Here is a 25,762-nt window from a genome sequence, read left to right as displayed (position 1 = left end):
CCGTAGTTATCCGAACATCGCTCCGAGACCTTCGCCACCGTCGCCGTCGTCTTCGTCGTCGTCGTCGGCTTCGGGTTCGGCGTCCGCCTCGGCTTCCGCATCTTCGTCAGACGATTCGTCTTCCGCCGCGTCAGCCTCGTCGTCCGGCTGGGCTGCGGGGGCTTCGACGCCGCGGAGTTCCTCGGGGAGGGCCTCCTCGTCGTCGATCTGGGCCGCGAGCGCGCGGAGTTGCGCGTCCGCCTTCGCGACGAGGTCCGGAACGAGGTCCGGGTCCTCGATGGCGGCGAACAGGCCGAGGGCCTTGGCGTCGCCGGTCGCTTTGGCGAGAAGCGCGGGCGCGGTCTCGGTCGTCGGGTAGACCGCGTTGATCGAGAGGTTCCGCGCGCCGGCCGCGGCCGACTGGATGTCCGCGCGGTACTCCTCGACGTCGATGGCCAGTTCGTCGGGCTCGAACAGCACGCCCTCCGAGTGGACGCCGCGCAGGTCGAGACCGACCTCTTTCGGCTCGATGCCGAGTTCGCTCAGCACGTTGGCGAGGTCCTGGGAGACCACCTCGCCCTCGTCGAGGACGTGGGAGTCTTCCGTGACTTGGATGGACCCGTCCATGATGCGAGCGTTCGCGCCGACCTGTTGCAGTTCACCCACGAAGGGACCGGGATCGACGCCGGTGTCGCCCTCGGGGATGACGATGTCGTTGGGCGCGACTTCGCCCGCGTTGATCGGAGCAGGCGTCTTCGACGCTTCGAGGTCCTTGTACAGGCCGAACGGGTTGTCGTTCGTGCCGATGAGCGCGACCTGTCCCTCGACGTAGTCGACGAGTTCCGCCAGACCGTCGTCGACCTCTTCGAGTGCGCGGACGGTCAGCGTGTTCCGGCTCATCCGGACTTCGGCGCTGCCGTGAAGGTCGCGCCGCATCGCCTGAAGCTGGCGGCTCGGGATGCCCGCGACGCCGACGACGCCGACGGACTCGTAGTTTTCGAGGAAATCGACGAGTTCGTCGACTTCGATTCGCTTCCACTCCGGGATGGTCTCGGTCTTGCGGACCGATTCGGATTCGCTCATCCGCGAACCTCCACCGATGGTCCCATCGTGGTTTTCACGTAGACGCCGTCTATGTTGAGCGGGCCTTTCTCGAGGTCCGCTTCCAGACGGCGAATGATGACGTCGATGTTCTCCGCGATTTCGTCGGCGGACATGTCCTCTGCACCCACGCGGGTGTGGAACGTCCGGCGGTCACGGCTGCGGAGTTGGACCGTATTCTTCATACGGTTCACGGTCTCCACAACATCGTCGTCGGGCTGGAGCGGCGTCGGCATCTTACCGCGAGGACCGAGGACGGTACCGAGGTACCGACCGATGTCCTGCATCAGATTGGCTTCCGCCACGAAGAAGTCGGTTTCGTCCGCGAGGTCCTTTGCGGCGTCGGAGTCGTCTCCGAGGTCCTCGAGGTCGTCACCGTCCAGTACTTGATCAGCTACGTCCTCCGCGCGAAGTGCGGTTTCTCCGGTAGCGAACACCACAATCTGTGTGTCCTGGCCGGTACCGGATGGGAGAACGACGCTTTCGTCGACACGCTGCGACGGGTCGTTTAGGTCTAAATCGCGCAGGTTGACTGCGAGGTCCACCGTCTCACGGAAGTTCCGCTCGGGGGCCTCGTCGAGTGCGCGAGAGACTGCGTCAACTATCGTATCTGCCATTATTCACCTCCGTAGTACGCAGGATTGCTCCTACGGGTCAGTGAAACAGGCTACTGCCTGCCTCGTACGACGCGAGGAGAGTTTCGGCCTTAAGTCCGTCGAAGCAATCGCTCGTTTTCGGCGGGTTTCCCGGCGGAAACGCCCGTTTCCGTGTGAACGTCCCGCACGTCGAAGCCGACGTCCGACGGGCGAGACAGAGCGGCGCGCACCGGCGAAGAGACGCGCGGCTACTGGCGTAAGGTTCCGAAGAGGAAAACCGCTCGTTGGTCCCGAGCGAGATGCAGAGAGCGTTACTCGTCGACGAAGACGTCGTCGTACTCGCCGTCGTCGATGCGCTTCTTGAACTCGCGCGGGTTGTTGCCTTCGATGGTGACGCCGAGAGACGTACACGTTCCGACGACTTCCTTCGCCGCGTTGAGCGAGTCGTACGCGAGCAGGTCGGTCGATTTCTGCTCCGCGATTTTCTTCACCTGGTCGGCGCTCAGGTCGGCGACGAAGTCCTTCTGCGGTTCGCCGGAGCCGGTGTCGAACCCGGCTTCGTCTTTGATGAGTGCCGCAGTCGGCGGGACGCCGACTTCGATGCTGAAGGAGCCGTCGTCGTCGTACTCGACGGTGACGGGGACCTCCATGCCGTCGAATGCGGCGGTCTGGTCGTTTATCTCCTGAACGACATCTTGCACGTTTACGGGCGTCGGGCCGAGCTCGGGACCAAGCGGCGGACCGGGATTGGCCTCCCCGCCGGGAACGAGCACTTCGATAGTTCCAGCCATACCTCAAAGGACCCAGCGGCGACTTTTAACGGTTTTCTTTCGGGCGAACGGCCGTGCCATACGGACACAGGGAGCGGCGGGGGACGCGGCCCGGAGCGACCGCCGCCTCAGAGTTCGACCTCGAACGGCGCGGCGTCGGCGGCGGCCTCCGCCATCGCGCCCAGAAGCGTCGAGACGCCGTCTAAGTCCTCCGTATCGACGACTTCGACGGGCGTGTGCATGTAGCGGTTCGGGATGCCGACGTTCAACGAGGGGATGCCGCTTCGGGAGGTGTAGAACGCGTCGGCGTCCGTTCCCGTCCGGATGCCAGTCGCCTGCAGTTGGACCGGAACGTCCGCCGACTCCGCGGCCGTTCGCGCGAGAGACACGACGGCGGGGTGGTTCGCGCTCCCGCGAGAGACGACTGGACCGCCGCCGAGTTCGACGGGGCCTTTGCGTTTGCCCGGAACGTCCGGGTTGTCCGTCGCGTGCGTCACGTCCACGGCGACGACGGCGTCGGGGTCGAGGTCGTAGCCGACCATCTTCGCGCCCTGTACGCCCACCTCCTCTTGGACGGTGCTCACGGCGTACACGGTCGCCTCGGCATCGGATTCGACGGCGTGGCGGAGACCCGCGGCGGCGGCCCACGTCCCGACGCGGTTGTCCATCCCCCGGGCGGCGACGCGCGTCCCGTGCAGGTCGCGGACGCGCGTCTCGACCGTGACGGGGTCGCCGACTTCCACGAGGTCCGTCGCTTCCGCCTCGCTCTCGGCTCCCACGTCCACGAACTGCTCTTCTAAGTCCTCGTAGGACTCCTCGCCTTGCTCTCGGAGGTGGATAGCCGTCTGCCCGACGACGCCCGGGACGCCCTCCGTTTCCGTTCTTTCACCGCCTACGGCGGCGTGGACGGTCACGTGTTGCCCCTGCGAGACGGTCCGGTCCGCGCCGCCGATGGGACCGATGCGGAGGAACCCGTCGTCCGTCACGTCGCGGACGATGTAGCCGATTTCGTCGGCGTGTCCGGTGAATGCGATTTCGGGGGCGTCGTCGGCCCCCTGGTGAACCGCGACGGCGTTACCGTAAGCGTCGATCACGACCTCGTCCGCGAACTGTTCGACGTAGTCCACCCAGACGCGTTGGCCGCGAGTCTCGAACCCGGAGGGACTCGGCGTCGTCAACAGGTCGTCGAGGAACGCTCGTCGCTCGTCGTCCATGAGAGACGGTTCGAAGAAACGGGGGATTAACGCACCGGTCGGGCACAACCTCTAAGACACTTGTCGGCGTAGTGATATTGCTATGGTAGACATCACGTTTTTCGAGATCAATCTTCCGGAAGGGACGTCGTTCAACGCGAGCAACGAAGCGCCGTTCATCGGCGGTCGGAAAGGAAAGGACGACTCCGAGGACTCCTCGGGGTCGCCCAGCCTCGAAATCGGCAGCATAACCGAGAAGGGCGACGACGACTCCGAGTCCGACGACTCCGAGTTCGAGTCTGAAGAGTCAGAGGAGTCCGAGTTCGAGGCCGACGACTCCGGATTCGACGCCGACGCCGACGCCGATTCGGAGTCCGGCGGCGGAAAGGCCGTTCCGCTTCTCGGTCTCGTCGCTCTCGCCGTGTTGGCCGTCGCGGTGCGAACGCTTCTGGGCGGAAGCGACGAGGACGCCGAAGAACTCGACGAACTCGACGACCTCTCGGAGATGGACGTCGAGTCCGGCCAGTAACTCGGCGACGCCCGGTCGGTCGGACCCGCATCGTTCGATCCCGCTTTTTTCGGCGCGACGACGCCGCCCCCGACTCGGTCGGATAGTCTTAAGCGGCGGCCGTGAAATTCCACGAACATGACCGTCTCCAGCGCTCCCGGGAAGGTCTACCTGTTCGGGGAGCACGCAGTCGTCTACGGGGAACCGGCGGTCCCGTGCGCCGTAGAGCGACGGGCCGCAGTGACCGTGGAGGCGCGCGACGACGACCGTATCCGCGTCGAAGCCAGCGACCTGAGCCTCGACGGGTTCACAGTCGAGTACGGCGGCACCGCGGACAGGCGACCGGACGTGGACGTGCCCGCGTCGCTTCTCGACGCCGCCACCGGCTACATCGACGCGGCGGTCGAACAGGCCCGCGACGCCGCCGACGCGCCCGACGCCGGGTTCGACGTGACAATCGAGAGCGACATCCCCCTCGGCGCGGGACTCGGCTCTTCGGCCGCCGTCGTCGTCGCCGGTATCGACGCCGCGACGCGCGAACTCGGCGTCGAACTGGAGAAGACGGAACTCGCGGACCGAGCGTACCGCGCCGAGTACGAGGTGCAAGACGGCGAGGCGTCCCGCGCCGACACGTTCTGTTCGACGATGGGCGGGGCCGTCCGCATCGAGGGCGACGACTGCCGCCGCATCGATACGCCGAACCTCCCGTTCGTCGTCGGATTCGACGGCGGCGCGGGCGACACGGGCGAACTCGTCGCCGGCGTCCGCGCCCTGCGCGAGGAGTACGGCTTCGCCGCGGACACCGTAGAGAACATCGGCGACATCGTCCGACGCGGCGAGACGCTTCTGTCGGCGGCGGACCCGGGTGCGGACCCGACCGAGGACCTGTTGACCGAACTCGGTCGCCTGATGAACTTCGACCACGGTCTGTTGGAAGCGCTCGGCGTCTCCTCGCGGACGCTGGACAACATGGTCTGGGCCGCCCGCGAGGCGGGCGCGCACGGCGCGAAACTCACCGGCGCGGGCGGCGGCGGATGCATCGTCGCCCTCGACGACACGCGAGAGACGGAGACGGCGCTTCGCTACACGGCCGAATGCGAGAACGCCTTCCGCGCGGAACTCGACAGAGAGGGCGTCCGCGTGGAGGAGGCGTAGACGATGCCGTCGTCGCCCTCGACCGAATCGCCCGCGCCGGTCGTTCTCAAACTCGGCGGGAGCGTCGTCACGGAGAAGGATTCGCCGGAGACGCTGGACGAGGCGGCACTCGACGCCGCCGTCTCGACGATAGCGGCGGCCGGGGTAGAGAGCCTCGTCGTCGTCCACGGCGGCGGGAGTTTCGGCCACCACAACGCCGAGAGACACGGCGTCAGTTCCACCGCGGGGACGCGCGACGCCCGCGGCGTCTACGAGATTCACGACGCCATGCGCCGCCTCAACGACGCCGTCGTCGGCCGACTGCAGGACGCGGGCGTGCCCGCGCTTCCGGTTCACCCCCTCTCTGCGGGCGCGCGAGACGGGGACGCCGTCCTCTCGCTTCCCCTCGATTCGACGGCGGCGATGCTCGGCGAGGGGTTCGTCCCCGTTCTCCACGGCGACGTGGTCGCGCACGCGGGCGAGGGCGCGACGGTCGTAAGCGGCGACGAACTCGTGACGCGACTCGCCCGCGGCCTCTCGGCCGACAGGGTGGGTCTCTGTTCGACCGTTCCGGGCGTCTACGACGAGAACCGGGAGGTCATCCCGGAGATTACGGCGTTTTCGGACGCCGCCGACGCCCTCGGCGAGTCCGACGCGACGGACGTGACCGGCGGGATGGCCGCGAAGGTGCGCGCCCTGTTGGAACTCGGCGCGCCGGCACACGTGTTCGGCCCCGACTCGCTCTCTGACTTCTTGGCGGGCGAGGACGCGGGCACCGTGATTCGCGGGTAGCGGTCGGACGTCCGTTCGAGAGAGCCGTCTCCGACGTTCCCGGCGTCGTCCCGTGCCGGCCGTTCGCGATGCGCTTTCGTCACTCGCAGCGGCGTCAGAAACGGACATCGAGTGACGGCCACAGGTCGAAACGGTCGATGACCGCCACGACGACCACACCGGCGATAATCGTACCACCGACGACGGCACCGGCGAAAGTGACCACGGTACGGTATCCCCGCACGGCGTTCACGAACTCGGAGAGGACGAGTATCCAGAATCCGAGTTGGATTACCTTCGTGCGAGTCGAATAACCGGGAATTACGGAGGGCATGGGTGAGAGCGTCGTCCGGACGGACGAACGTTTTCGGGCCTTCTGAGAAGTGTCTTCCGCAGCAATAGCCGTCGCCACTATCGTTCAGCCCGAACAGCTACGTAACGAGGCCGACTCTCCGGTTACCGCGGGAGCGTCAGGCGTCCTCGACGGTCAACTCGAACGCCCACGTCGCTTCGGCCGTCGCCTCCCCGTCCAGATGGCTCTCCGGCGGCGCGACGGTGACGAGATGTTCCCAGCGGTACGTTCCGGGTTCGTGGTACCCCTCCGTCTCGAAGTCGTCCCACACCGCGTAGACGTACTCCCGGAACTCGCCGGCGTCCCACGTCCGTCCGGTACACCCGTAGGCGGGGTAGCCCACCGGGCCGTCGGCGTCGTACTCCCACCGCCCCTCGACCCGGTCGTCGGGTTCGTCGTCGGCCGGATAGAGCCACAGACCCCCGTTCTCGCTCCGTCCGTCGGAGCGGTCGAACGGGTGGCACATCTCCGTCCCGACGCTCACGTCGCGCCGTTGGCCCTCGTTCGTCGCGGTGAGGACGACCTCGGCGGGGTGTCGCTCCGTCACGTCAGAGACGCTCACCGCCGCGTCGACGGTGAACCCGATATCGTCGGGCAGGGAATCGACGGCGGAGAGCGCGACGCTGCGGTCGGGGTGAGAGTCGGAGAACGGAGGCGACCCGACGGAGCCGAGACATCCGGCCGTCGCGGACGCGACGAGGGGGAGGGCGGCGAGGTACGTGCGGCGGTTCACGGTTCGTCCGTTCCCGTCGCCGCACAAGTACTTTCAGGTCAGATGTCCACCCGCAGACCGTCGCGCGCGAACCGAACGTCGCCGTCGTACGCCGACCCTATCGAATCGAGCATCTCCTCGTGTCTGCCCTCGGTGTGCGGGTACAGATGCGTGAGGTACACCCGTCCGATGTCGTGCCCGGCGAGAGCCTCGCCCAACTGCGACGGCGTCGGGTGATTCGACACGTCCACGTCGTCGGGGAACGAACAGTCGTGCGCGAGGACGGCCGCGCCCTCTGCGAAGTTCGCGAGTCCCTCGAACGCCTCCGAATCGCCCGAGAAGACGAACTCCTCCGACCCCTCGTCTCCGCTGAACCGATACGCGAGACACGGAACCGAGTGCCGCGTCTCCATCGCCTCGATTTCGAATCCGGCCACCTCGAAGGAGTCGCCTCCGGCGGTCACCTCCCGCACCGTGAGGTCCATCCGACCCTGGAGGTAGTCGTGGACGTCCAACAGGCCGTCCACGAGCGACTTCGTCCCCTCGGGGCCGACGACTTCGAGATGCTCCTCGCCGGCCAACCACCGCGCTTTCAAGAGCGAAAAGAGGTCCGAGACGTGGTCGAGGTGGTGGTGGGTCAGAAGGACCGTTCCGACGCCCTCGTACCCCGCGTCGGTGGCGCTGAGTCGACCGAGGACGCCGCTCCCGCAGTCGACGAGGAGCGCTCTGTCGTCCGATTCGAGGAGGAGTCCGGTCTGGGCGCGGTCCGGGAGGGGCATCGCGCTCCCGGTTCCGAGAAACGTGACGCGCATGCGTCCGTCTACTCTCACCGCGCGGTTAGGCGTTCGGGGTATCGACCGACGGACGCCGGACGGCGTATTTCGGCCGCGTTCCGGGCTCGAACTCCGCGTTCGACCGGCGCGCGACACAACCCACTTACCCCTCGCGCCCCTCTCTTCGGTGATGAGTGGGCGCGGACGAGAACTCCTCGCGGCGGCCGCGGCGGACGCCGACGACCCGTACGACTTCGACCCCGAGACGGTCGGAATCGAGGACGAAGCCGTCTTGGAGAGACTGGAACCGTCGGTTCGAGAGTGGTGGGTAGCGCAGTTCGGTCGGTACGTCGAGGGCAACGGCGGCTTTTTCACGCCGCCGCAACGCGAGGCGATTCCCCTCATAGACGACCGACAGAACGCGCTCATCTGCGCTCCGACCGGGTCCGGAAAGACGCTCGCCTCGTTCACGGCCATCATAAACGAACTGTTCCGGCGGGACAGAGAGCGAGAAGACGGCTTGGAGAACTCGGTCTACTGCCTCTATATCTCGCCGCTGAAATCGCTCGCGAACGACATCCACCGGAACCTCACGGAACCGCTTTCGGGCATCACAGACAGGATGGACGAGAGAGGCGACGCGGTGGACATCCGCCACGCCATCCGCCACGGCGACACCGACGACGCCGCCCGCCGAAAGATGCTCTCGGAGACGCCGCACATCCTCAACACGACGCCCGAGACGCTCTCTATCCTGCTGAACTCACCGAAGTTCAAGGAGAAACTCCGCACCGTCGAGTACGTCGTCGTCGACGAGATACACAGCCTCGCGGAGAACAAACGCGGCACGCATCTGTCTGTCTCTCTCGAACGACTGGAGAATCTCACACGCGAGTCCCCCACCCGAATCGGCTGTTCTGCGACCGTCGAACCGCTCTCGACGATGGGGGAGTTCCTCGTCGGACAAGACATCGACGAGCGGAACTCGTCGGGCAGCCAGACGCAGTCTGGCGACGATTCGGGAGCGACCCGCGACTACGAACTCGTGGACACGCGATTCGTCCGCGATTTCGACCTCCAACTCGAGTGTCCGACGGACGACCTGATAGACGCGCCGCACGACGTGGTCCAGTCGCGCTTCTACGACCGGGTGGACGAACTCGTGCGGTCGCACACGAACACGCTCGTGTTCACGAACACCCGGTCGGGGGCAGAACGCGTCCTCCACAACCTCCGCGAGGAGTACGACGGCTACAACGAGGAGAACTCGGGCTGTCACCACGGTAGCCTCTCGAAAGAGCGCAGACAGCAGATAGAATCGCAGTTGAAAGACGGCGAGTTGGACGTGGTGACCACCTCGACGAGTCTCGAACTCGGCATCGACATGCCGCACATCGACTTGGTGATACAGGTGGGGTCGCCCAAATCCGTCGCCTCGCTGCTCCAACGCGTCGGTCGGTCGGGTCACAGGCTCGGTCAGACCGTCGAAGGGCGGGTCATCGCCCTCGACAGAGACGAACTCGTCGAGTGCGCGGTGATGCTGAAGAAGGCCGAAGAGGGGTTCGTAGACCGGGTGTTCGTCCCCGAGAACGCCCGCGACGTCGCCGCACAACACGTATACGGGATGGCGATAAACGGGCCGATACGCGAGGCGGACGTGCGGCGGACGCTGACGCGGGCGTATCCGTACCGGAACTTCGGCGACGAGGAGTTCGAACAGCTATTCCGCTATCTCACCGCCGACTACGGCGGACTGGAGGAGAAGAACGTCTACGCGAAGGTGTGGCGCGACGCGAACGACCCGCCCGACGGCGAACACCACTACGAGGAGTTCGACGTGGGAGAGCGGTTGATAGGCAAGCGCGGACGACTCGCGCGGGTCATCTACATGACGAACGTCGGCACCATCCCCGACTCGTTCACCTGCGACGTGAAGACGCGCGGGTCCGGCGAGTGGGTCGGCAACTTAGACGAGAACTACCTCGACACCTTAGAGAAAGGCGACGTGTTCGTCCTCGGCGGCGACCACTTCGAGTACCGCTACCGCCGCGGGTCGAAGGTGTACGTCGACCGGACGAGTGCCCGGCCCACGGTGCCGTCGTGGTTCTCAGAACGACTTCCTCTCTCCTACGACCTGGGGCGCGAGATTACGTCGTTCCAGCGAACGCTGGTAGAGCGCTTGGAGAACGGCGGGCGACCGGCGGCCCGCGAGTGGCTTCGCGGGTTCCCGTTGGACGAAAACAGCGTCCGCGCCATCGCGCGGATGTTCGACGAACAGGTGCGATACGCCGGTACGGAGAGCGTCTCGACCGACGAGCGAATCGCCATCGAAGAGCATCTGAACCGCGAGGAGTACCGACGGCAGTTCTACGTCCACTCGAACTACGGGCGGAAGTTCAACGAGGGGTTCTCCCGACTCGTCGCGTACCACTGCTCGCGGCGGGCCGACACGAACGTCCAACTCGCCGTCGCGGACAACGGCTTCACCGTCTCGATGCCGTTGAACCGCAAGGTGGATATCGAATCCATCGTGACCGATATCGACCCCGCGGACGTCGACGCCGACCTGCGGGCCGCGCTGAACGGGACGGACCTCCTGAAGCGCTACTTCCGTATCAACGCCACGCGGTCGCTCATGATTCTGAAACGCTACAAGGGGTACGAGAAGTCCGCCGCCCAACAGCAGGTGTCCTCGGAGATGCTCCTCTCGTTCGCACAGGGGTTAGACTCCTTTGCCGTGATAGAAGAGACGTACCGCGAGATACTCGAAGACAAACTCGACGTGGCGGGGCTGAGAGAGGTGTTCGGCGACGTGCGGGCGGGCGATATCGAGGTGGCGTCCACCCGCGTCGATTCGCCGACGCCCCGGTCGTTCGGCCTCGCGACGCTCATGGCGAGCGACGTGGTCCTCGCCGAAGACGAGAACGCGGCCCTCCGAGACTTCCACGCTCGCGTCCTCGACGAAATCGGCGACGAGAAGGCGGAGCATCCGGCCGTCTCGACGGACGACGACTAACTCGTCAGAAGCCACAGTGCGACGTAGAGAACGCCGCCGACGAATATCGCCACCAAGAACCGTTCTATCGTTCCTCCCGAGTTCAGCGATGCGGCCGTGAGTCCGGCGACTGCGCCCGCCACCGCGCCGATGGCGCCGCGTCGGAGCGTCTCGTCCTCCGAGAGGCGTTCTCTGAGTCCCATCGCAGGCGATTCTCGGGCGGCAGATAAGAAGGCGTCGTCGCGGCGGGAGTCGTCGGCTACCGTCTGGCCCACTCCAGCATCCGGCGGTAGAACGGGTCCGAAGCGAGGGCGTCGGCGTCGCCGACGAGCGTCAGCGCCTTCTTCGCGCGCGTGAGAGCGACGTTGATTCGCCGGTGGTCCTCGAATATCGGGCCGTCTAAGCTACCGCTCGCGACGAACGAGACGAGGATGACCTCCTTCGAGGAGCCCTGAAAGCGGTCTACCGTGTCCACCGTCACGTCCGTCCGACGGGAGATTTCCGCGACCTGCGCGCGGAACGGCGCGATGACGCCGATATCTTCCGACTCGACGCCGGCCGCCTCGTAGGCGTCGACCAATTCCGCGATTCGGTCCGCCTCCGCCGGGTTCGTGTTGCCGACTCGGTCGCCGTCGGGGTCCACGAACGACACCGGGTCCCGGAGTTCCGCCGGGAGCGCCGACTCCTCGACGCCCGGCAGGTCAGAGAGTCGCTGGGCGGCCACCGCACCCGTCGCGGGGCGGAGCGTCCCGTCGTAGAACTCCGCGGAGGAGAACGCCTGAATCCGCTGTGCCATGCGGTACTGGCGGTCGAGCATCACCGACGCGTCGGGGTGGTCGGTCACCAGACGCTCGAAAAGCGAGGTCTGCAGGTCGTTCTCCGCGCGAACGACCGGCGGGAGCTGTTCGTGGTCGCCGACGAGGACGAACCGCTCTGCGAGGTTGACGGCCGCGAGCGTCCCGGGTTCGGTGAGTTGCGACGCCTCGTCGACGAGTGCCACGTCGAAGGCCTGTTCGCGGACGACGCGCGACCCGCAGGTGGCCGTCGTCGCGGCGACGACGGGCGCGTCCCGCAGCGCCGCCGCGCGTTCGTTCGGGTCGCCCGCGCGTTCGAGTCGGACGTCCATCATGTCCTCGCGGACGCCGTTCTCGGTGCCGACGCGGACGGCCCCCTCGAAGCCTTGGTCCCGCAGGGCTTCGAGCGCGTTGTCAACCGCGCGGTTCGTGAACGCGGAGAGCAGCACGCGGTTCCCCTCGGAGACGAGAGCGCGGACGATGCGGGCGATGGTGTACGTCTTACCCGTTCCCGGCGGCCCGTGGACGAGGGCGAAGTCGTCGGCGTCCACCGCGAGTTTCACCGCCTCGTTTTGCGCGCCGTTGTTGTCGATGTACGTCTCCGCGCTCCGCGCGGAGAACTCGGGTTCTCGTCGCCCGAACAGCACGTCCTTGCGGTCGGGGTCGCCCTTGAGCAAGGCGTCGTGGACGGCGGTGAGCATCCGGTCGACGGAGAGTTCGGAGGGGTAGACGTCGAGGCGGCGGAGCGTCACCGGTTCGTCGGCGGTGACGACCACCTCGTCGTCGAGTCGCTCGATTCGCGCGAGTTCGGCGTGTCCGCGGACCGGGTCGCCGTCGCTGGCGAGTGCGATGTCGCCCTCGCGGAGTTTCGACACCGCATCGTTCGGTTTCCGAGCGCGGAGTTCCCACCGGCCGCCCTCGATTTCGCGCTTGTCGTCGGGTTCGGGGTGCGGCTCTAAGTCGATGAGCGCTCTGTCGTCCTCGGCGCGTTCCGCTGCGGTCTGTTCCCACAGTTTCCGGTACTCGCTGTGCGTCTCGCGGCGTTCCTCCTCTATCGCGCGGTAGATTCGGTCGAAGTAGTCGCGTTCCGCCTCCGGGAGCGGGGTGCCTATCTGCCCGGCTTTCGACTCTTGGTCGAGGCGTCCGGAGACGACCATGCAGGTGTCTTTTTCGAAGCAGTACTCGCATTTCGCGTCGGCTTCGAACCCGGTCGGAACCGACATGTCGAACTCCATGGCGGCGATTTCGTTTCGCTGCCGGACGACGAAATCGAGCAGTCCCTTCCCGATTGCGAACTCCTTTGCGGGCGAGAGGTCGCCCGCCTCCTCGTTGCGTTCGAGCGCGGTGTTTTTCGTGTACAGCAGCGTCCCCGTGTCGGCGGGAACGCCGCGCTCGTCGAGGACGAGAGCGTACGCGGCGGCCTGAATCTTGTCCTGAAACCGCGGCTCGCGGTTCGTGTTCTTGCCCGTCTTCAGTTCGACCGGCATGCCGCGGCGGAGGGCGTCCGCGCGTCCCTTGACGCCGAACGTCGGCGAGATGAGCGTGTACTCCGAGCGCCACTCGTCCGTCTCCGTCAGCGTTCCCTGCGCGAGCCAGCCCTGAATGGCGGCGGCGTTCCGCCGCACCTCGTCACGCACTTCGTCGGCTTCGTACCCCAACAGGCCGAGTTGGAGGCCCGCCTCCCGGACGCGTTCGTCGATAGAGTCCGCCAGGACGCCTTCGTCGAGAGCCTCGTCGGCGTCGCTTCGGCGGAGCAAGTCGCCGAACACCTCGTGGACGATGGTCCCTTTCACCACCGGGTAGTTCAGCGGGATGCCGGACAGTTTGTTGAGGTAGTACATCCGCGGGCACTGCACCCACGACCGGATGTTCGTCACGTCCACGAGAAACCCCGGTTCGAGGACGACGTACGACTCCTTGGACGTGCCGTACGTCGTCTCGCCGCGGTACTCGGACTCCTCTATCTCCGTCACGAGAACGTCCATCCCCGGTTCGGCGAGTTCGGCGCTCTGGGTCCACTTGCCCCACAGCGTCACCCGAACCGAGTCGGCGTCCGAGTCGGAGTCTGCGAGTTCCGCGCCCGCGTCGGGGTCCGAGTCGCCGTCGGTCCGGACCACCGACAACTCCGCGAGAGAGCGTGTACCGTGCGACGTCTCCACTTCTCGTTCGTCTCCCACGTCGACGATGCGGCCGCGGAGGTTCACGACAGAACCGTGCGCGTCGGCGCGAAAAACGCTGTCGGTCACGGCTGTCGCCCGCCTCGGACCGTCACGCTCTTTCTCTCTCGGGCGGTACCGGCGGGCATGCGCGTCAGAGACTGGCACGACATCCTCGAAGACGTCGCGGAGTCGGACGCCGACCCCGAGGGCTGGCGGGCCGTCGCCGGTGACCGCCGCCGCGGACTCGGCGAGGACCTCTTTCTCGGCCACCCCGACGTCGGCGTCTACGAACTGAAGACGTACACGAAGAACCCCTACGAGGTTCGCGGCGTCGGGGGGCGCGTCGCCCGCCGAATCGACGACGACATCGAACCGCTTCTTCCGGGCCGAAACGGCGAGGACGGCCTGTTCGCCGTCCGGACCCCGCCGGAGGACGAAGACCACGCCTCCGAGATGGCGACGCGCCTCGAAGAGACGGTGAAAGTCCACGCGGAAGCGCCGACGACGCCGGACGACTTCGTCGAAGACGTGATGGACGCCGTCGAAAGTCCGGCGTTCGGGCCGATGGAGTACGAGTTCGACGGGCGACCGGACGCGTTGGACGACCTGACCGACGAGTTCGCCGACGCCGACGAACTGCTGACCGAGGACTTAGACGATTTGGTCGAAGACGACGGCGTCGGACGCGGATTCCAGTAGCCGGTATCGCTTCTGCGTTCTGTCGCTCCTCGCGTCGCCGTACTATCTATGGCGGCGGAAGCCGAATCGGCCCGTATGGGAGAAGATACCGACCGCGAGACGATCAGTCGAGAACTCGACACCGACGCGGAGAGCCCGGGCGTCGAAGTCGCGGTGGCCGTCGCCGGTATCGAGGGACGGGACGCCGCCGACTTGCCGGCGATACACGGTTGCATCGACAATGTCCTCGCTGACCTCTTTTCGAATCCGCCGTCGCCGGAGGCGCGGATGCGAGTCGAGTTCACCTACGAGGGATACCGAATCGCCGTCGAACAGAACGGCACCGCGACGTTCAGCGAGACCACCTAGTCGCCGAGTGCGGGTCACAGACCCCCACGGCGTCACTCGCGAACCGCGGTTTCAAATCCCTCCGTTCCCAGAACAGAGATATGATCGCAGGGGCCGCCGTCGCACCCGACGGCATCGTCGAGAGCGCCGTCGCAGAACGCGCACGCGGGGACGGAGGCTGACGGATGGTCGGACCGAGCATGACCGACGAGGAACGAGACGACGCCAACCGCCGCCTGCGAACGGGGTTCGTTCTCCTCGTCGCCGCCTCAGGAGCGCTCGTCGCGGTCGAGGCGGGCGGCGACCTCTCGGTCGTCGCGGCGGGCTTTGTCGGCGGCTTAGTCGTCGGACTGCTGCTTTTGGCCTTTCTGATACGGTGGGCCCGTGAGTTCCAACCGGACACCGGCCGCCGCCCGCCGGGTCGTTGAGAGTTTAGGGGTCGACGCGGCGAATCCACGCCCGGGGGTCGTCCAGTTCTTCGTCGGTCGGGAGGTTCTCCGGCCGGTCCCAGACGACGGAGGCCGCGGCCACGCCGCGTTCGTCTGCGACCGTCTCGAAGAACGCCGCACCGCGTTCGTACTGCCGTCGCTTCAGCCCCAATCCGAGGAGACGACGCACGAGGGTTCCGAGGGGGCCTGCGCTGTTTCGCTTCTCGTCTAACTTCTCGCGGAGGTCCTCGTAGTCGTCGTCGAACGCGCGGTCCATGAGCAGTTCGGCGTATCCCTCGACCGCCGTCATCGCCGTGTCGAGGTCTTTGAACGCCGCGCGGTCGAACTGGCCCTCGGCGAGAGCCTCCAACCCGTCTTCCATCCGAGTTTCGAGGTGGTCAGAGAGCCACGGCGCGGCGCCGAACTCGGCGGCGTGAGACACCTCGTGGAACGCTATCCACCGGCGAAACCGGGGGTAGTCCACGTCGAGCATCTCCGCGACGCGGACGATGTTCGGGTGAACGAAGTAGAGGCCGTGTTCCGCCGCCTCGTCTTCGTCCGGCGGTTCGGCCAAGAGCAACGGGTCGTACTGCCCGAGGACGTTCTTCCCGAGAAACGAGAGCATGAACGCCATCGTCCCGGTGTTTATCACGCGAGTGACGCCGGGGAGGGCGACGCGCCCGCGCATCTCGACTGGACGCATCACGCGTTCGAAGGTCCGGATGTTTGCGTCTATCCAGTGGTGCCGGTTCTGCACCTCTATCGTCCCCGGCACCTCGAACTCCACCTCGCCGACCTCTCGGAGACGTCGCCGCGCGTCTCGCACGTCCGCGGCGTACCCCTCGCGGTCCTCGTCGGTCAGTTCGAGAGACCCGGGGTCTACAGCGTTCTTCGCCGCATCGGCCACGGCGACCCAGTCGATGCTGCCGGTTCCGTCGCCGTCGCCCTCTGCGCCCGCGACTGCACGGACGCTACGGAGGAGATTCATGTGAATTGGTCGGAGACGGGGAGACAAAACCCTTGTTCCGGTCGGCGCGGTTCGACCCCGACGGACGGCCGGACGGCCGGACGGCCGGACGCCGGAGGGCCGAGTATATGCCTCGGGCGTCCGTCCGTGGACGCGATGATCGATATCGACCACGTCGCGTTCGGCGGGCGGAGTCTCGACGAACTTCGCGACGCCGCGGCGAACGTCGGCCTCCCGACCGAGTACGGCGGCGAACACGGCACCGGCACGACGGAGATGGCCGTGGTGGGCCTGCCGGACGGCGCGTACCTCGAACTTCTCGCCCCCACGCTGGGGACCGACCCGGACGACGCCGGGTTCTGGCCGGCGCATCTCGCGGCGGACGCCGGTCCGGCGGGGTGGTGTCTCGACGTTCCGCGCGTCGCAGACGAAGCAAAACGGGCGATAGACGCCGGCGTTCGCGTGGACGGCCCTCGCGAGGCGTCTCGGACGCGCCCCGACGGCGCGCGCGTCGAGTGGGACATGTGCTTCGAGGGCGAGGAGGGCGACGAACGCCTCCCGTTCGTCATCGCAGACCGGACACCGCGGACGTACCGCGTCCGCCCGCACCCCGAACTCGCGGAGTCGCCTCTCTCGGGCGTCGGAAGCGTCGTCCTCGCCGTCTCGGACCGCGCGGCGACGTCCGACCTCCTGACGCGACGCCACCGCCTCCCGTCGGCCGTCGAGGCGGCGGGGCCGTTCGACGAGTTCGACGTGCTACCGGGGTCGCCCGTCGCACTCGCGGCGGCGGGCGGCGATGGAGACGGACTGGCCGACAGAGTCAGTCGAGTCGGCCAAGGGCCCTGCGCCGTTCTCCTCGAAGCGAACGACTTCGACGCCGCCGCAGACCGGTTCGCTCTCACCGACGCCGAGGCGTTCGGACCCGAGGGCGAAAGCAGAGTCGCGTGGTTCGACGACGACGCGTTCCGCGGGCGACTCGGCGTCGTCGGTCGGTGAGTCGAGTCAGGCCGCGCAGTTGTTCGGTCCGAGTTCGAGTTCCGTCGCGGAGTCTTCGTCCTCGGGCGTCTCCCGGCCGGTGTTGACGGCGATGACCGTCTCGTAGTTCGAGGGTTTCTCCGGCGTCTCGTCGGTGAGGCGCGCGACGAACTCCGATTCGTCGAGTCCCAACAGAGTCAGTTCGTCGCGCAACTCTCCGAGCGTCGCCGAGACGAGTTCGCCGGGCGAGGCGACGGCGTACGCGCCGTCTTCGGCCACGGTGACGTGACCAGGGAGGACCCGCGTCTCGTCTGGGAGTTCGAGAATCGACTCGTGAAGCGTCTCGTAGAGCAGTTCCGCCCCTCTCGCCGCGTCGTCGTCGCCGAACTGCAGTTCCGTCCGTCCGACGGACTCCACGAACAGGGTGTCGCCCGAAAGCAGGAGTTCGCCGCCGACGAGGAAGTTCACCATCTCCGTCGTGTGACCGGGAGCGGCCAACACCTCGACTTCCACGTCGCCGACGGAGAACGTCTCGCCGTCTTCGACCGGTCGGTAGTCGTACGCGACGTCCCGTTCGGCGGCGCGTTCGCCGAGGTGGTACGGGGCGGCCACTCTCTCTGCCAACGCCGCGCCCCCGGAGATGTGGTCGGCGTGAACGTGGGTGTCGAAGACGCGCGAGACGGTCATCCCCTCGTCGGCCGCGACGAGTTCGAACTCGTGGTGCTGTCTCGTCGGATCCACGACGAACGCTTCGCCCGCCGACCGGGACCCGACGACGTATCCGAGACAGCCTTTCGCCCGGCGCTGTATCTGTGCGACGAACAGGTCGTCGTCGTCGGTGGGCACCTCGGCTACCTCGTACAGTTTGCTCCACTCCTGCATGCCGCCTTTGAGGACGCTCACGTCTTCGTAGCCGCGTTTCTGGAGTTCGAGCCCGAACACGGTAGAGGTGATTCCCTTCCCGCAGAGAGCGAGAACCGGCCCGTCACCGAGACGTTCCTCGACTCGGTCCCAGTCCCAGTCGTCGCCGAGTCCGTCCTCGGGGTGGTAGGGGACGTTCACCGCGCCGCCGACGTGCCACGCGTCGAAACTCTCGGCGGGTCGCGTGTCGACGACTGTGGCGGACGCTTCCGAATCGAGCGACTCGGCCAGTTCTTCGACTGTCGTCTGGTGGAGGAGCGCACACATGCGTCGGAGTACGCCGACGACGCGGATAACCGTTTTTGCGGTCGTGCGACTCGTCGGACGAGCGCACGCCGAGAAATGAGAATCGAAACTGCTCGCGGCGTTAGACCTCGGCCTCGAAGTCTTCGAGGGCGTAGGCCGGTTCGGAGCCGCGTCGGTCGAGCGTCTCGTTGGCCAAGAGCCAGTAGACGACCGATAGCGCGCGTCGACCCTTGTTGTTCGTCGGAACGACGAGGTCGACGTTGCTCGTCTGGTTGTTGGAGTCGCACATCGCGATGACCGGGATGCCGACCGTGATGGCCTCTTTGACCGCCTGGGAGTCCCCGATGGGGTCCGTGACCACGACGACGTCGGGTTCGATGTAGCCCGCGTAGTCGGGGTTCGTCAGCGTCCCCGGGATGAAGCGGCCCGTCCGGGCGCGCGCGCCGACGGCGTCGGCGAACTTCTTGGCCGGGAACCGGCCGTACTGACGGGAACTGGTGACCAGAATCTGCTCTGGGTCGTACCCCGAAAGGAAGTTCGCGGCCGTCCGGATGCGCGAGTCGGTCTGACTCACGTCGAGGACGTACAGACCGTCGTCACGGACGCGGTGGATGAACCGCTCCATGTCCTTGGTCTTCTGTTGGGTACCGATGTGGACACCGGCACCGAGGTAGTCCTCGACCGGGATGAGGAGGTCTGCCTCCTCGTCCGGCATGACGTCCTCGTCGAAGACCGGTTCGGCCTCCTCCTCTTCTTCGGCCTCGGCGGCCTCGTCCTCGGCCGCGCCCTCCTCGGCGGCGGCGGCCTCGTCCTCGGCGGCCTCGGCGACTTCTTCCGTCGTCTCGGCTTCGGTCTCGGTCGTTTCGGACTCCGCTTCGGCCGTGTCTTCGGCCTCGGGTTCGTCTTCGTTCACGACTTCGACCGCGTCGTTATCGTTGTCTGTCATACTGCGTCGTCCGCGATGCGGATGAGTTCGTTGAGTTTGGCGGTTCGCTCGCCCTGTACCGTGCCGGTCTTGATGAACGCGGCGTCGGTGGCGACGGCGAGGTGTGCGATGGTCGTGTCTTCGGTCTCACCGGACCGGTGAGAGATGACCGACTCGTAGCCGTTCTTGTTCGCGAGTTCGATGGCGTCGAACGCGTCCGAGAGCGTCCCGATCTGGTTCGGCTTGACGAGAATGGAGTTCCCGGCGTCGGCGTCGATGCCGTCCTGCAGTCGTTCGACGTTGGTGACGAACAGGTCGTCACCGCAGACGAGGGTGCGGTCACCGACGCGGTCGGTGAGTTCCGCAAAGCCCTCGTAATCGTTCTCGTCGAGGGGGTCTTCGACGTAGACGAGTTCGTACTCGTCGACGAGGTCTGCGACGTAGTCGATCTGCTCTTCGGTCGATTTGACCTCGTCGCCGTAGACGTAGCCGTCCTCGTCTTCGTCGTACAGTTCCGCCGCGGCCACGTCGAGGCCGAAGCGAATCTCGAACCCGAGTTCGTCCGCCACGTCGGAGACGGCCTCGTCCATCACCTCGAACGCTTCCGCGTCCGAGATGGGCGGCGCCCACGCGCCCTCGTCGCCCTTCGCCGCGGGCGTGCCGCGTTCGTCCAGAATCTCCGAGGCGCGAGCGTGGACCGCCGCGTTGGCGAAGACGGCTTCGGAGACGCTCGGCGCGCCGACCGGCGCGGCGAGGAACTCTTGGATGTGAGTCGCCTCTTTTGCGTGTTCGCCGCCGCCGACGATGTTCCCGAGCGGTACGGGGAAGTTGTCCCCGCGGAACGCGCCGCCGAGATGCTGGTACAGGGGTGCACCGAGCACGTCGGCACCGGCCTTCGAAGCCGCCATCGAGATGGCGACAGCGCTGTTTGCGCCGATTTCGGAGAAGTCGTCCGTGCCGTCGGCGGCCCGGAGCGTCGAATCGACTTCCCGTTGGTTGCCCGCGTGGACCTCGCCGACGAGGCGCGGGATGGCGTGTCGCCGCGCCGATGCGATGGCCTCCGAGGGCGGCAGTTCTATCGCCTCGTACTCGCCCGTGCTCGCGCCACTCGGCGCTGCCGCGCGGCCGAAACCGCCGGATTGCGTGAGCACGTCGGCCTCGACCGTGGGGTTACCACGAGAGTCGAGTACGCGTCGGAGCGAAACGTTTTCGATGAGTGTCATGTTTTGCCCTCTCGTCTTACCGTGAACGGAAGGACGCCCGCGTCGTACTCCTCTGCCGCGACGAGGATGGGTTCGCTCTGGTCCGTCTCGATGAGGACCGGGGCCCCGTACGACACCTGCAGCGCTCTCGCGCCGAGGATGCGTGCCTTCTCGTACCGATTGTAGCGCTGTTGCATTATTGGTACGGTGCTACGACGTCGACGAGGTCCTTGTGCGAGACGAGCATCCGGCGGCAGCAGTGCCGCTCGACGCCCAGTTCGTCGAGGACCTCGGCTGGGTCTTCGTCGCCCTCTCGGGCGCGAGCTTTGAACTCCTCCCAGTGTTCGCCCACCACGTTTCCACAGGTGAAACACCGGACAGGTATCATCATGGCTAGATCACCTCAGCGGTAGGATTTCTGGTAGCGAGCACGAGCGCCCGGTCCGCCCCACTTTTTGGGTTCGGACTGACGGACGTCGTTGACGAGGAGCGATCGGTCGAACTCCATGTACGCGTCGCGGAGCTCCGCGTCGTTGAGATACTGCACCAGCCCTCGTGCGATGGCCGTACGAGCGGCGTCAGCCTGCCCGGCGAAACCGCCACCGGAGATGCTGACGTCGATGTCGACCTGCGAGCGGAGGTCCTCGCCTGCGATGCGGAACGGCTCCAGCATCTTCAGACGGGCCATCTCCGGCTCGACGAGTTCGACGGGTTGGGAGTTGATTCGGACGCGCCCTTTGCCCTCGCGCACGGTGGCGCGGGCGATGGCGGTCTTCTTCTTACCGGACGTGTTCGTTACCATGTGACGTTAGCACCCAGCTTCTGGGAAATCTCTCCGAGCGAGATGAACTTGATGTTCGAGAGGCGGTCCAGCGAGGTGTCCTCTATGACGTCGCCGTCCTCGTCGAACGGGTTGCCGACGTAGACGCGCACGTTCTCGAACGCCTCGCGCCCGTCGGTCGTCTTGTAGGGGACCATACCGCGGATGGCGCGCTTGAAGATTCGGTCCGGACGCTTCGGGTAGTACGGCCCGCGGTCCGATCCGACTTCCACGCGCTTGCGGTAGACGCCCATCACGTCGTCTTCCGATCCCGTGATGACGGCGTCTTCGGCGTTGACGACGGCGACTTTCTCGCCCGCGAGCGCACGTTGTGCGACTTCGCTGGCGACGCGGCCGACGATGCAGTTCCGGGCGTCGACGACGACGTCGGCGTCGAACTCCGCTAGATTCATCGAATCACCCGCACGTTGGATCCTTCGGGGTTGTTCTCTGCGATCTGTTCCAGCGCCACCGCGTCTCCGACCTGTTCGATCTTCTTACGCGCGGACGAAGAGAAGTCAACCGCAGCGACGGTGACGTTCTTCTCCAGCACACCGCTGCCCAGCACTTTGCCGGGGACGACGACGGTCTCGTCTTCCTTGGCATACCGTTCGATGCGCCCAAGGTTGACCTCCGCGTGGGTGCGCCGGGGCTTTTCGAGACGGTCTGCGATGTCCTGCCATACGTTGGCACCGGAATCGCGAGAAACCGCCTTCAGCTCGGCGATGAGACTGTTGAGTCTCGGATTGGTCTTACTCATTGTCTACCTCCTTTCGAGAAAGTGGAGTGCAGGGAGCAGGATTTGAACCTGCGGACTCCTACGAGACAGCGCCCTGAACGCTGCGCCGTTGGCCAGACTTGGCTATCCCTGCTCGCACTCCGACTTACTGCGTGCCCCTTCAAACCTGTTTCGGTCTGGCCGTTGCGCCGAGGGATACTCGGCGACGCGCCGGAGATGGTCCGGCAGTCGAGTCCGCGGGATTCGTTCGCGGGAGACGACGCTCTCGCTCCGCGAGTCGAAGCGGACGAACGCCGTGTCTGCGGTGAAGGGACAGTCATCGGTTCTTAGATAGCGACCTTTTCTTCGAGTTCGGCCGCGCGCGCGCCGAGACTCTCGGCGGCGCGGCGAACGAGTTCCTCGACCGTGAACGACCCGTCCGTCTCCACGTTGAAGACGAACGCGTCGGGCACGTCGGTTACCTCGACGTCCTTGCCGGGGTACCGTTTCGTGAGGTCGTTTTCGAACTCGTCCGTGGCGACGAGGTCACCGTCTGTGGCGGTGTCGTCTGCGGCGTGGTCCGCCGCCTGCTCCTCGATGACGCCACGGAGGATGTTCGAGTCCTGTTCTTCGAACTCGCCGGCGTCGCCGACGACCTCCACGCGTTGGAGGTGTCGGTAGCCGACTGCGACTCCGCCCTGGTGCTTTGCGTGTTCCTTGCCGCGCCCGAGGACGGCGTCCGCCTCCAGTTCGAGGCGTTGGCCCTCCTTGAGTTCGATAATGGGGACGTTGTCGTCTGCGGGTTGCACCATCGGGTCCGCAGACTGGATGTCCCCCGAGTACGCCGTGGCGGGGCCCTCGACGTCGAGAGACAGCGTCACGGCGTCGCCCTCCTCGAAGTCGTCGAGGGGGGTCGTGAGCGGAACAAGGCCGAGTCGAAGTCCGATCATCTCGTCGAACATCACGGACGAGTTCTCGACGAACCGGACGGTGTCGACGCTGAACGTCGGCACGTCCGCGATCATCGCTCGGCGGATGCCGTTTGCGACCGCCGGGGTCAGGCCTCGTACGAGGAATCTGGCCGATCGCTCGTCGCGTTCGATGAACTCGACCTCGAAGTCGTGTGCCATGTATCTGTATCCTCAGAGTCGGCTGTTTTTCGGCGCTCGGGTCCCGTCGTGCGGGATGGGCGTGACGTCCTCGATGCGACCGATTTCGAGTCCGGCGCGGGCCAGCGCTCGAATCGTCGCCTGCGCGCCGGGGCCGGGGCTTTTGTTACCGTTTCCGCCCGGGCCGCGCACGCGAACGTGGAGGCCCTCGATGCCGGCGGCTTTGATCTCCTCTGCCACCGTCTCGGCCATCTGCATCGCGGCGTACGGGGACGCCTCGTCGCGGTTCTGCTTCACCACGGTCCCGCCGGACGACTTGACGATCGTCTCTGCGCCGGTCAGGTCGGTGACGGTGATGAGCGTGTTGTTGAACGATGCGTGGACGTGGGCGATTCCCCACTTGTCTTGGGTGGTCTCAGAGTCGCTCATTGGTTACTCCTGTCCCTCCGCGCGTGCGGGGTGAAGGTCGTCCGAGAGAACGCTCGTCTCGTCGAACGCGACCGAATCCTCTTCTGTCACTTCGACCTTCTTCGAGGGCGCGGTGACGCGAGCGTCGTCGACGACCACGTGGCCGTGCGTGATGAACTGTCGCGCCTGCTGGGGGGTCTGTGCGAGACCCTTGCGGTACGCGACGGTCTGGAGACGACGTTCGAGGATGTCGGACACGTCCAGTCGCAGGACGCGGTTTATGTTGTCGTTCTCGGAGAGGATGCCGAGACGGCGGAGGCGAGCGAGGAACTCCTCGCCTGCCTCCTCTGCGACGTCTAAGTCTCCCTGCGCTTCGCCGATGAGGCGTCGGGCCTCGCGGCGGTAGTCGCGCAGTTCCGACTGCGCGCGCCAGAGTTCCTCTTTGTTCTTGAGGCCGTAGCGGCCGAGAAGGTCGGACTCTTGGGCGATGCGTTCGCCCTGCCACGGATGGTTCGGCGTCTCGTAGAACTTCGTGTTGTTACCAGTCGCCATTATTCGTCCTCATCCTCCGCTGCTTCCTCTGCCTGCTCTTGTTTGATGGCTTCCACGTTCACACCGATGGTGCCCTCGGACCGGCCCGTGGACTTGGTCCGCTGTCCGCGGACCTTCTGTCCGCGCTGGTGGCGGACGCCCTTGTAGGAGCTTATCATCTTCATCCGGTTGATGTCGTGGCGGCGCGACTGTTCGAGGTCGGAGCCGGTTTCGTGGCTGGTCTCTCCGCTGTAGAAGTCTTCGCGGCGGTTGACCATCCACTCGGGGGCGTGACTGTCGTAGCTCTCGACGGCATCGATGACGGCATCGATTTCCTCTTGGTCGAGAAGACCGAAGGTTGCCGTTCGGTCCACACCCGCGGCGTCGACAACGATACGCGCCGTGCGCTTGCCGATACCCTTCATGTCTGTGAGACTCCGCTCTACCGATTTCGTTCCGTCAAGGTCGGTCTGACCTATCCGGACGAAGTATCGGAGGTCTTCCTCCTCGTCGGGAGCGTCGTCCTGTGGTTCTTCTGCACTCATGACTGGAAAGTCGCGATCAGCGTTGCGGCGGGGATTCGAACCCCGGAGGCATTAACGCCACTGAGTTAGCAACCCAGCGCCTTGGGCCAGGCTTGGCTACCGCAACACGCTCATTCACTTTCGCCCGGTAGGACTCGGGGCGTCCGCCCCTACAGTGTATCTATCGCAGTCGAAACAAAACGTGGTGATTACTTAAACATCACGATACCCCCGCGGGAGAGAGGGCCTCTACGCGTCGGTTTTCGCGAGCGTGACGGCTTGCGATACGATACCGAACGACCCGCGCCGCGTGCTCGCGTTCGGCGGGCGTGCGCCGACTCCGACAGTCCACAGAATCGCTTTACCCGTCGTGGACGTATCGTGCGTGTGAGCGCAGACACTCCCTCCTCGGACGCCGAACCGCCGACGAAACCCGTCCACGTCGAGAGCGAAGCCGAACTCGACGCCCTCGTGGCGGACCACGAACTCGTCCTCGTGGATTTCTACACGAAGGGCTGTACGCTCTGTCAGAGCATCGAACCCGTCTTGGGGAACGTCGCCCGCGCCGAGGAGAACCTCGTCGTCGCGATGTGCAACCCGCGCGACGACCTCTCGTTGGTGGAACGATTCGACGTCCGGAGCGTTCCGACGCTGCTTCTGTTCGAAGACGGCGACGCGGTCGGACGACTCGCAGAGGGGTTCCGAGGCGCGGAGGCCATCGTCGAGTTCGTTCGCGACGCCCGCACCGAAAGCAGGCGGTGACGCGTTCGCTTCGCTCGGACGACGCGGTCCGTCGTCTCGGCCACGCCATGATTTAACATACCACAGGGCGTAGGTAGAACGTGATGAGTTCCGAAAACGACCAGTCCTACGTGGACGACCTGTTGGACGGCAACAAAGACGAGATGGAGTACCCGATAGGCGACGTACAGGACATCGAGACGCGGAGTAACGCCATGTGGCGGTGCGGCGAGTGCGGGGAGATGGGGCGGATTCGCGACGCCCTCCCGGAACGGTGTCCGGGGTGCGACGCCGCGCGAGAGGAACTGTTCTACTGGGTGGAGGATTGAGCCTCCCCGCGGTCGTACCGCCGCATTTTCGCGGACGGTTCGCACGGAGGTGCCG

The 25,762-nt window shown here is 66.0% G+C and carries 31 protein-coding genes and 2 tRNA genes; 10 read left to right on the top strand and 23 right to left on the bottom strand.

The features are described 5' to 3' along the window. Positions 1 to 6: 6 nt before the first annotated feature. The 4 genes from BM167_RS08490 to BM167_RS08475 all read right to left on the bottom strand — a co-directional run bounded on the left by BM167_RS08490 (position 7) and on the right by BM167_RS08475 (position 3,660). Positions 7 to 1,062: a 50S ribosomal protein L10 gene (locus tag BM167_RS08490; protein WP_092891482.1), complete on the bottom strand. Its 1,056-nt coding sequence runs from the start codon at positions 1,060 to 1,062 to the stop codon at positions 7 to 9. After that, positions 1,059 to 1,697, bottom strand: coding sequence for a 50S ribosomal protein L1 (locus BM167_RS08485; protein WP_092891480.1), 639 nt, complete (start codon positions 1,695 to 1,697; stop codon positions 1,059 to 1,061). Before BM167_RS08485 ends, BM167_RS08490 begins: the two co-directional genes overlap by 4 nt. 290 nt (positions 1,698 to 1,987) lie before the next feature. Then, positions 1,988 to 2,467 carry a 50S ribosomal protein L11 gene (locus tag BM167_RS08480; RefSeq protein ID WP_092891478.1) on the bottom strand — a complete coding sequence of 160 codons (480 nt, stop codon included), beginning with the start codon at positions 2,465 to 2,467 and terminating at the stop codon, positions 1,988 to 1,990. Positions 2,468 to 2,574: 107 nt separating this feature from the next. Then, complete coding sequence (locus tag BM167_RS08475; protein WP_092891476.1) at positions 2,575 to 3,660, bottom strand: zinc-binding metallopeptidase family protein; 1,086 nt, start codon at positions 3,658 to 3,660, stop codon at positions 2,575 to 2,577. Positions 3,661 to 3,742: 82 nt separating this feature from the next. Between BM167_RS08475 and BM167_RS08470 the strand changes: the two genes are divergently transcribed. The 3 genes from BM167_RS08470 to BM167_RS08460 all read left to right on the top strand — a co-directional run bounded on the left by BM167_RS08470 (position 3,743) and on the right by BM167_RS08460 (position 6,073). Continuing rightward, the gene (locus tag BM167_RS08470; protein ID WP_092891474.1) at positions 3,743 to 4,168 is read left to right on the top strand and encodes a hypothetical protein; all 426 of its coding nucleotides are present in this window, start codon (positions 3,743 to 3,745) and stop codon (positions 4,166 to 4,168) included. Positions 4,169 to 4,285: 117 nt separating this feature from the next. Further along, complete coding sequence (gene mvk / locus BM167_RS08465) at positions 4,286 to 5,302, top strand: mevalonate kinase (protein ID WP_092891472.1); 1,017 nt, start codon at positions 4,286 to 4,288, stop codon at positions 5,300 to 5,302. A gap of 3 nt (positions 5,303 to 5,305) precedes the next feature. Continuing rightward, positions 5,306 to 6,073 carry an isopentenyl phosphate kinase gene (locus BM167_RS08460; RefSeq protein WP_092891470.1) on the top strand — a complete coding sequence of 256 codons (768 nt, stop codon included), beginning with the start codon at positions 5,306 to 5,308 and terminating at the stop codon, positions 6,071 to 6,073. A gap of 449 nt (positions 6,074 to 6,522) precedes the next feature. On the opposite strand, the gene BM167_RS08450 is transcribed toward BM167_RS08460, so the two are convergent. Both BM167_RS08450 and BM167_RS08445 read right to left on the bottom strand, forming a co-directional pair. Beyond that, entirely contained in the window at positions 6,523 to 7,137 is a 615-nt protein-coding gene (locus BM167_RS08450) for a hypothetical protein (RefSeq protein ID WP_092891466.1), read from the bottom strand. A gap of 38 nt (positions 7,138 to 7,175) precedes the next feature. Beyond that, positions 7,176 to 7,928, bottom strand: a complete 753-nt coding sequence (locus BM167_RS08445) for an MBL fold metallo-hydrolase (RefSeq protein WP_092891464.1) — start codon at positions 7,926 to 7,928, stop codon at positions 7,176 to 7,178. A gap of 151 nt (positions 7,929 to 8,079) precedes the next feature. Between BM167_RS08445 and BM167_RS08440 the strand changes: the two genes are divergently transcribed. Further along, the gene (locus BM167_RS08440) at positions 8,080 to 10,905 is read left to right on the top strand and encodes an ATP-dependent helicase (RefSeq protein WP_092891462.1); all 2,826 of its coding nucleotides are present in this window, start codon (positions 8,080 to 8,082) and stop codon (positions 10,903 to 10,905) included. Here BM167_RS08440 and BM167_RS08435 read toward each other — a convergent pair. Both BM167_RS08435 and BM167_RS08430 read right to left on the bottom strand, forming a co-directional pair. Further along, entirely contained in the window at positions 10,902 to 11,087 is a 186-nt protein-coding gene (locus tag BM167_RS08435) for a hypothetical protein (protein ID WP_092891460.1), read from the bottom strand. The genes BM167_RS08440 and BM167_RS08435 overlap by 4 nt on opposite strands. 56 nt (positions 11,088 to 11,143) lie before the next feature. Continuing rightward, positions 11,144 to 13,882, bottom strand: a complete 2,739-nt coding sequence (locus BM167_RS08430) for an AAA domain-containing protein (protein ID WP_092893025.1) — start codon at positions 13,880 to 13,882, stop codon at positions 11,144 to 11,146. Positions 13,883 to 13,981: 99 nt separating this feature from the next. Here BM167_RS08430 and BM167_RS08425 point away from each other — a divergent pair, with 99 nt between their 5' ends. The 3 genes from BM167_RS08425 to BM167_RS08415 all read left to right on the top strand — a co-directional run bounded on the left by BM167_RS08425 (position 13,982) and on the right by BM167_RS08415 (position 15,291). Next, complete coding sequence (locus tag BM167_RS08425; RefSeq protein WP_092891458.1) at positions 13,982 to 14,536, top strand: hypothetical protein; 555 nt, start codon at positions 13,982 to 13,984, stop codon at positions 14,534 to 14,536. A gap of 75 nt (positions 14,537 to 14,611) precedes the next feature. Next, positions 14,612 to 14,884: a HalOD1 output domain-containing protein gene (locus BM167_RS08420; RefSeq protein WP_092893023.1), complete on the top strand. Its 273-nt coding sequence runs from the start codon at positions 14,612 to 14,614 to the stop codon at positions 14,882 to 14,884. A gap of 164 nt (positions 14,885 to 15,048) precedes the next feature. Next, positions 15,049 to 15,291 carry a hypothetical protein gene (locus BM167_RS08415; protein ID WP_092891457.1) on the top strand — a complete coding sequence of 81 codons (243 nt, stop codon included), beginning with the start codon at positions 15,049 to 15,051 and terminating at the stop codon, positions 15,289 to 15,291. A gap of 4 nt (positions 15,292 to 15,295) precedes the next feature. Here the strand turns inward: BM167_RS08415 and BM167_RS08410 are convergent, their stop codons facing one another. Continuing rightward, positions 15,296 to 16,279 carry a zinc-dependent metalloprotease gene (locus BM167_RS08410; protein WP_092891455.1) on the bottom strand — a complete coding sequence of 328 codons (984 nt, stop codon included), beginning with the start codon at positions 16,277 to 16,279 and terminating at the stop codon, positions 15,296 to 15,298. A gap of 135 nt (positions 16,280 to 16,414) precedes the next feature. Between BM167_RS08410 and BM167_RS08405 the strand changes: the two genes are divergently transcribed. Beyond that, on the top strand, positions 16,415 to 17,254 hold the full coding sequence (locus tag BM167_RS08405; protein ID WP_092891453.1) for a VOC family protein: 840 nt from the start codon (positions 16,415 to 16,417) through the stop codon (positions 17,252 to 17,254). Between the two features lie 6 nt (positions 17,255 to 17,260). Here BM167_RS08405 and BM167_RS08400 read toward each other — a convergent pair whose 3' ends face one another. From BM167_RS08400 to BM167_RS08335, 14 genes are all read right to left on the bottom strand, one after another. Then, entirely contained in the window at positions 17,261 to 18,421 is a 1,161-nt protein-coding gene (locus tag BM167_RS08400; RefSeq protein WP_092891451.1) for an MBL fold metallo-hydrolase, read from the bottom strand. 100 nt (positions 18,422 to 18,521) lie between these two features. Next, complete coding sequence (rpsB, locus tag BM167_RS08395) at positions 18,522 to 19,346, bottom strand: 30S ribosomal protein S2 (protein ID WP_092891449.1); 825 nt, start codon at positions 19,344 to 19,346, stop codon at positions 18,522 to 18,524. After that, positions 19,343 to 20,548 (bottom strand): phosphopyruvate hydratase, encoded by a 1,206-nt coding sequence (gene eno / locus BM167_RS08390; protein WP_092891447.1) that lies wholly within the window; start codon positions 20,546 to 20,548, stop codon positions 19,343 to 19,345. The genes rpsB and eno overlap by 4 nt, the downstream gene beginning before the upstream one ends. Next, positions 20,545 to 20,727 carry a DNA-directed RNA polymerase subunit K gene (locus BM167_RS08385; protein WP_177213358.1) on the bottom strand — a complete coding sequence of 61 codons (183 nt, stop codon included), beginning with the start codon at positions 20,725 to 20,727 and terminating at the stop codon, positions 20,545 to 20,547. Before BM167_RS08385 ends, eno begins: the two co-directional genes overlap by 4 nt. Continuing rightward, complete coding sequence (locus BM167_RS08380) at positions 20,724 to 20,918, bottom strand: DNA-directed RNA polymerase subunit N (RefSeq protein ID WP_092891443.1); 195 nt, start codon at positions 20,916 to 20,918, stop codon at positions 20,724 to 20,726. Before BM167_RS08380 ends, BM167_RS08385 begins: the two co-directional genes overlap by 4 nt. A gap of 12 nt (positions 20,919 to 20,930) precedes the next feature. Further along, positions 20,931 to 21,329 (bottom strand): 30S ribosomal protein S9, encoded by a 399-nt coding sequence (locus BM167_RS08375; RefSeq protein WP_092891441.1) that lies wholly within the window; start codon positions 21,327 to 21,329, stop codon positions 20,931 to 20,933. Next, on the bottom strand, positions 21,323 to 21,760 hold the full coding sequence (locus BM167_RS08370) for a 50S ribosomal protein L13 (RefSeq protein WP_092891439.1): 438 nt from the start codon (positions 21,758 to 21,760) through the stop codon (positions 21,323 to 21,325). Before BM167_RS08370 ends, BM167_RS08375 begins: the two co-directional genes overlap by 7 nt. Beyond that, positions 21,757 to 22,107 carry a 50S ribosomal protein L18e gene (locus tag BM167_RS08365; protein ID WP_092891437.1) on the bottom strand — a complete coding sequence of 117 codons (351 nt, stop codon included), beginning with the start codon at positions 22,105 to 22,107 and terminating at the stop codon, positions 21,757 to 21,759. The genes BM167_RS08370 and BM167_RS08365 overlap by 4 nt, the downstream gene beginning before the upstream one ends. Before the next feature lie 27 nt (positions 22,108 to 22,134). Continuing rightward, a tRNA-Leu gene (locus tag BM167_RS08360) sits at positions 22,135 to 22,219 on the bottom strand. A gap of 193 nt (positions 22,220 to 22,412) precedes the next feature. Next, a complete protein-coding gene (locus tag BM167_RS08355; protein ID WP_092891435.1) occupies positions 22,413 to 23,195 on the bottom strand; it encodes a DNA-directed RNA polymerase subunit D in 783 nt (260 codons plus the stop codon). Positions 23,196 to 23,207: 12 nt separating this feature from the next. Further along, positions 23,208 to 23,603: a 30S ribosomal protein S11 gene (locus BM167_RS08350; protein WP_092891433.1), complete on the bottom strand. Its 396-nt coding sequence runs from the start codon at positions 23,601 to 23,603 to the stop codon at positions 23,208 to 23,210. 3 nt (positions 23,604 to 23,606) lie between these two features. Next, positions 23,607 to 24,134, bottom strand: coding sequence for a 30S ribosomal protein S4 (locus BM167_RS08345; RefSeq protein WP_092891431.1), 528 nt, complete (start codon positions 24,132 to 24,134; stop codon positions 23,607 to 23,609). Continuing rightward, the gene (locus BM167_RS08340) at positions 24,134 to 24,658 is read right to left on the bottom strand and encodes a 30S ribosomal protein S13 (protein ID WP_092891429.1); all 525 of its coding nucleotides are present in this window, start codon (positions 24,656 to 24,658) and stop codon (positions 24,134 to 24,136) included. The genes BM167_RS08345 and BM167_RS08340 overlap by 1 nt, the downstream gene beginning before the upstream one ends. A gap of 20 nt (positions 24,659 to 24,678) precedes the next feature. Next, a tRNA-Ser gene (locus BM167_RS08335) sits at positions 24,679 to 24,764 on the bottom strand. 260 nt (positions 24,765 to 25,024) lie between these two features. On the opposite strand from BM167_RS08335, the gene BM167_RS08330 reads away from it, so the two are divergent. Both BM167_RS08330 and BM167_RS08325 read left to right on the top strand, forming a co-directional pair. Then, positions 25,025 to 25,399, top strand: coding sequence for a thioredoxin family protein (locus BM167_RS08330; RefSeq protein ID WP_092891427.1), 375 nt, complete (start codon positions 25,025 to 25,027; stop codon positions 25,397 to 25,399). A gap of 83 nt (positions 25,400 to 25,482) precedes the next feature. After that, positions 25,483 to 25,707, top strand: coding sequence for a DUF7130 family rubredoxin-like protein (locus BM167_RS08325; protein WP_092891425.1), 225 nt, complete (start codon positions 25,483 to 25,485; stop codon positions 25,705 to 25,707). The last annotated feature ends 55 nt before the right edge of the window (positions 25,708 to 25,762 follow it).

This window comes from Halopelagius inordinatus (assembly GCF_900113245.1).
Classification (GTDB): Archaea; Halobacteriota; Halobacteria; order Halobacteriales; family Haloferacaceae; genus Halopelagius; species Halopelagius inordinatus.
This window is presented reverse-complemented; position numbering and strand designations above follow the sequence as displayed.

What these genes read in the sequence shown, in the direction of transcription:
- BM167_RS08440 (WP_092891462.1), top strand. Translation starts at nt 8,080, where the DNA reads ATGAGTGGGCGCGGACGAGAACTCCTCGCGGCGGCCGCGGCGGACGCC.
- BM167_RS08325 (WP_092891425.1), top strand. Translation starts at nt 25,483, where the DNA reads ATGAGTTCCGAAAACGACCAGTCCTACGTGGACGACCTGTTGGACGGC.
- BM167_RS08365 (WP_092891437.1), bottom strand. Translation starts at nt 22,107, where the DNA reads ATGAGTAAGACCAATCCGAGACTCAACAGTCTCATCGCCGAGCTGAAG.
- BM167_RS08415 (WP_092891457.1), top strand. Translation starts at nt 15,049, where the DNA reads ATGGTCGGACCGAGCATGACCGACGAGGAACGAGACGACGCCAACCGC.
- BM167_RS08445 (WP_092891464.1), bottom strand. Translation starts at nt 7,928, where the DNA reads ATGCGCGTCACGTTTCTCGGAACCGGGAGCGCGATGCCCCTCCCGGAC.
- BM167_RS08435 (WP_092891460.1), bottom strand. Translation starts at nt 11,087, where the DNA reads ATGGGACTCAGAGAACGCCTCTCGGAGGACGAGACGCTCCGACGCGGC.
- BM167_RS08420 (WP_092893023.1), top strand. Translation starts at nt 14,612, where the DNA reads ATGGGAGAAGATACCGACCGCGAGACGATCAGTCGAGAACTCGACACC.
- BM167_RS08460 (WP_092891470.1), top strand. Translation starts at nt 5,306, where the DNA reads ATGCCGTCGTCGCCCTCGACCGAATCGCCCGCGCCGGTCGTTCTCAAA.
- BM167_RS08400 (WP_092891451.1), bottom strand. Translation starts at nt 18,421, where the DNA reads ATGTGTGCGCTCCTCCACCAGACGACAGTCGAAGAACTGGCCGAGTCG.
- BM167_RS08410 (WP_092891455.1), bottom strand. Translation starts at nt 16,279, where the DNA reads ATGAATCTCCTCCGTAGCGTCCGTGCAGTCGCGGGCGCAGAGGGCGAC.
- eno (WP_092891447.1), bottom strand. Translation starts at nt 20,548, where the DNA reads ATGACACTCATCGAAAACGTTTCGCTCCGACGCGTACTCGACTCTCGT.
- BM167_RS08340 (WP_092891429.1), bottom strand. Translation starts at nt 24,658, where the DNA reads ATGAGTGCAGAAGAACCACAGGACGACGCTCCCGACGAGGAGGAAGAC.
- BM167_RS08355 (WP_092891435.1), bottom strand. Translation starts at nt 23,195, where the DNA reads ATGGCACACGACTTCGAGGTCGAGTTCATCGAACGCGACGAGCGATCG.
- BM167_RS08350 (WP_092891433.1), bottom strand. Translation starts at nt 23,603, where the DNA reads ATGAGCGACTCTGAGACCACCCAAGACAAGTGGGGAATCGCCCACGTC.
- BM167_RS08370 (WP_092891439.1), bottom strand. Translation starts at nt 21,760, where the DNA reads ATGAATCTAGCGGAGTTCGACGCCGACGTCGTCGTCGACGCCCGGAAC.
- mvk (WP_092891472.1), top strand. Translation starts at nt 4,286, where the DNA reads ATGACCGTCTCCAGCGCTCCCGGGAAGGTCTACCTGTTCGGGGAGCAC.
- BM167_RS08485 (WP_092891480.1), bottom strand. Translation starts at nt 1,697, where the DNA reads ATGGCAGATACGATAGTTGACGCAGTCTCTCGCGCACTCGACGAGGCC.
- BM167_RS08375 (WP_092891441.1), bottom strand. Translation starts at nt 21,329, where the DNA reads ATGGTAACGAACACGTCCGGTAAGAAGAAGACCGCCATCGCCCGCGCC.
- BM167_RS08470 (WP_092891474.1), top strand. Translation starts at nt 3,743, where the DNA reads ATGGTAGACATCACGTTTTTCGAGATCAATCTTCCGGAAGGGACGTCG.
- BM167_RS08480 (WP_092891478.1), bottom strand. Translation starts at nt 2,467, where the DNA reads ATGGCTGGAACTATCGAAGTGCTCGTTCCCGGCGGGGAGGCCAATCCC.
- BM167_RS08490 (WP_092891482.1), bottom strand. Translation starts at nt 1,062, where the DNA reads ATGAGCGAATCCGAATCGGTCCGCAAGACCGAGACCATCCCGGAGTGG.
- BM167_RS08425 (WP_092891458.1), top strand. Translation starts at nt 13,982, where the DNA reads ATGCGCGTCAGAGACTGGCACGACATCCTCGAAGACGTCGCGGAGTCG.
- BM167_RS08475 (WP_092891476.1), bottom strand. Translation starts at nt 3,660, where the DNA reads ATGGACGACGAGCGACGAGCGTTCCTCGACGACCTGTTGACGACGCCG.
- BM167_RS08380 (WP_092891443.1), bottom strand. Translation starts at nt 20,918, where the DNA reads ATGATGATACCTGTCCGGTGTTTCACCTGTGGAAACGTGGTGGGCGAA.
- BM167_RS08405 (WP_092891453.1), top strand. Translation starts at nt 16,415, where the DNA reads ATGATCGATATCGACCACGTCGCGTTCGGCGGGCGGAGTCTCGACGAA.
- rpsB (WP_092891449.1), bottom strand. Translation starts at nt 19,346, where the DNA reads ATGACAGACAACGATAACGACGCGGTCGAAGTCGTGAACGAAGACGAA.
- BM167_RS08345 (WP_092891431.1), bottom strand. Translation starts at nt 24,134, where the DNA reads ATGGCGACTGGTAACAACACGAAGTTCTACGAGACGCCGAACCATCCG.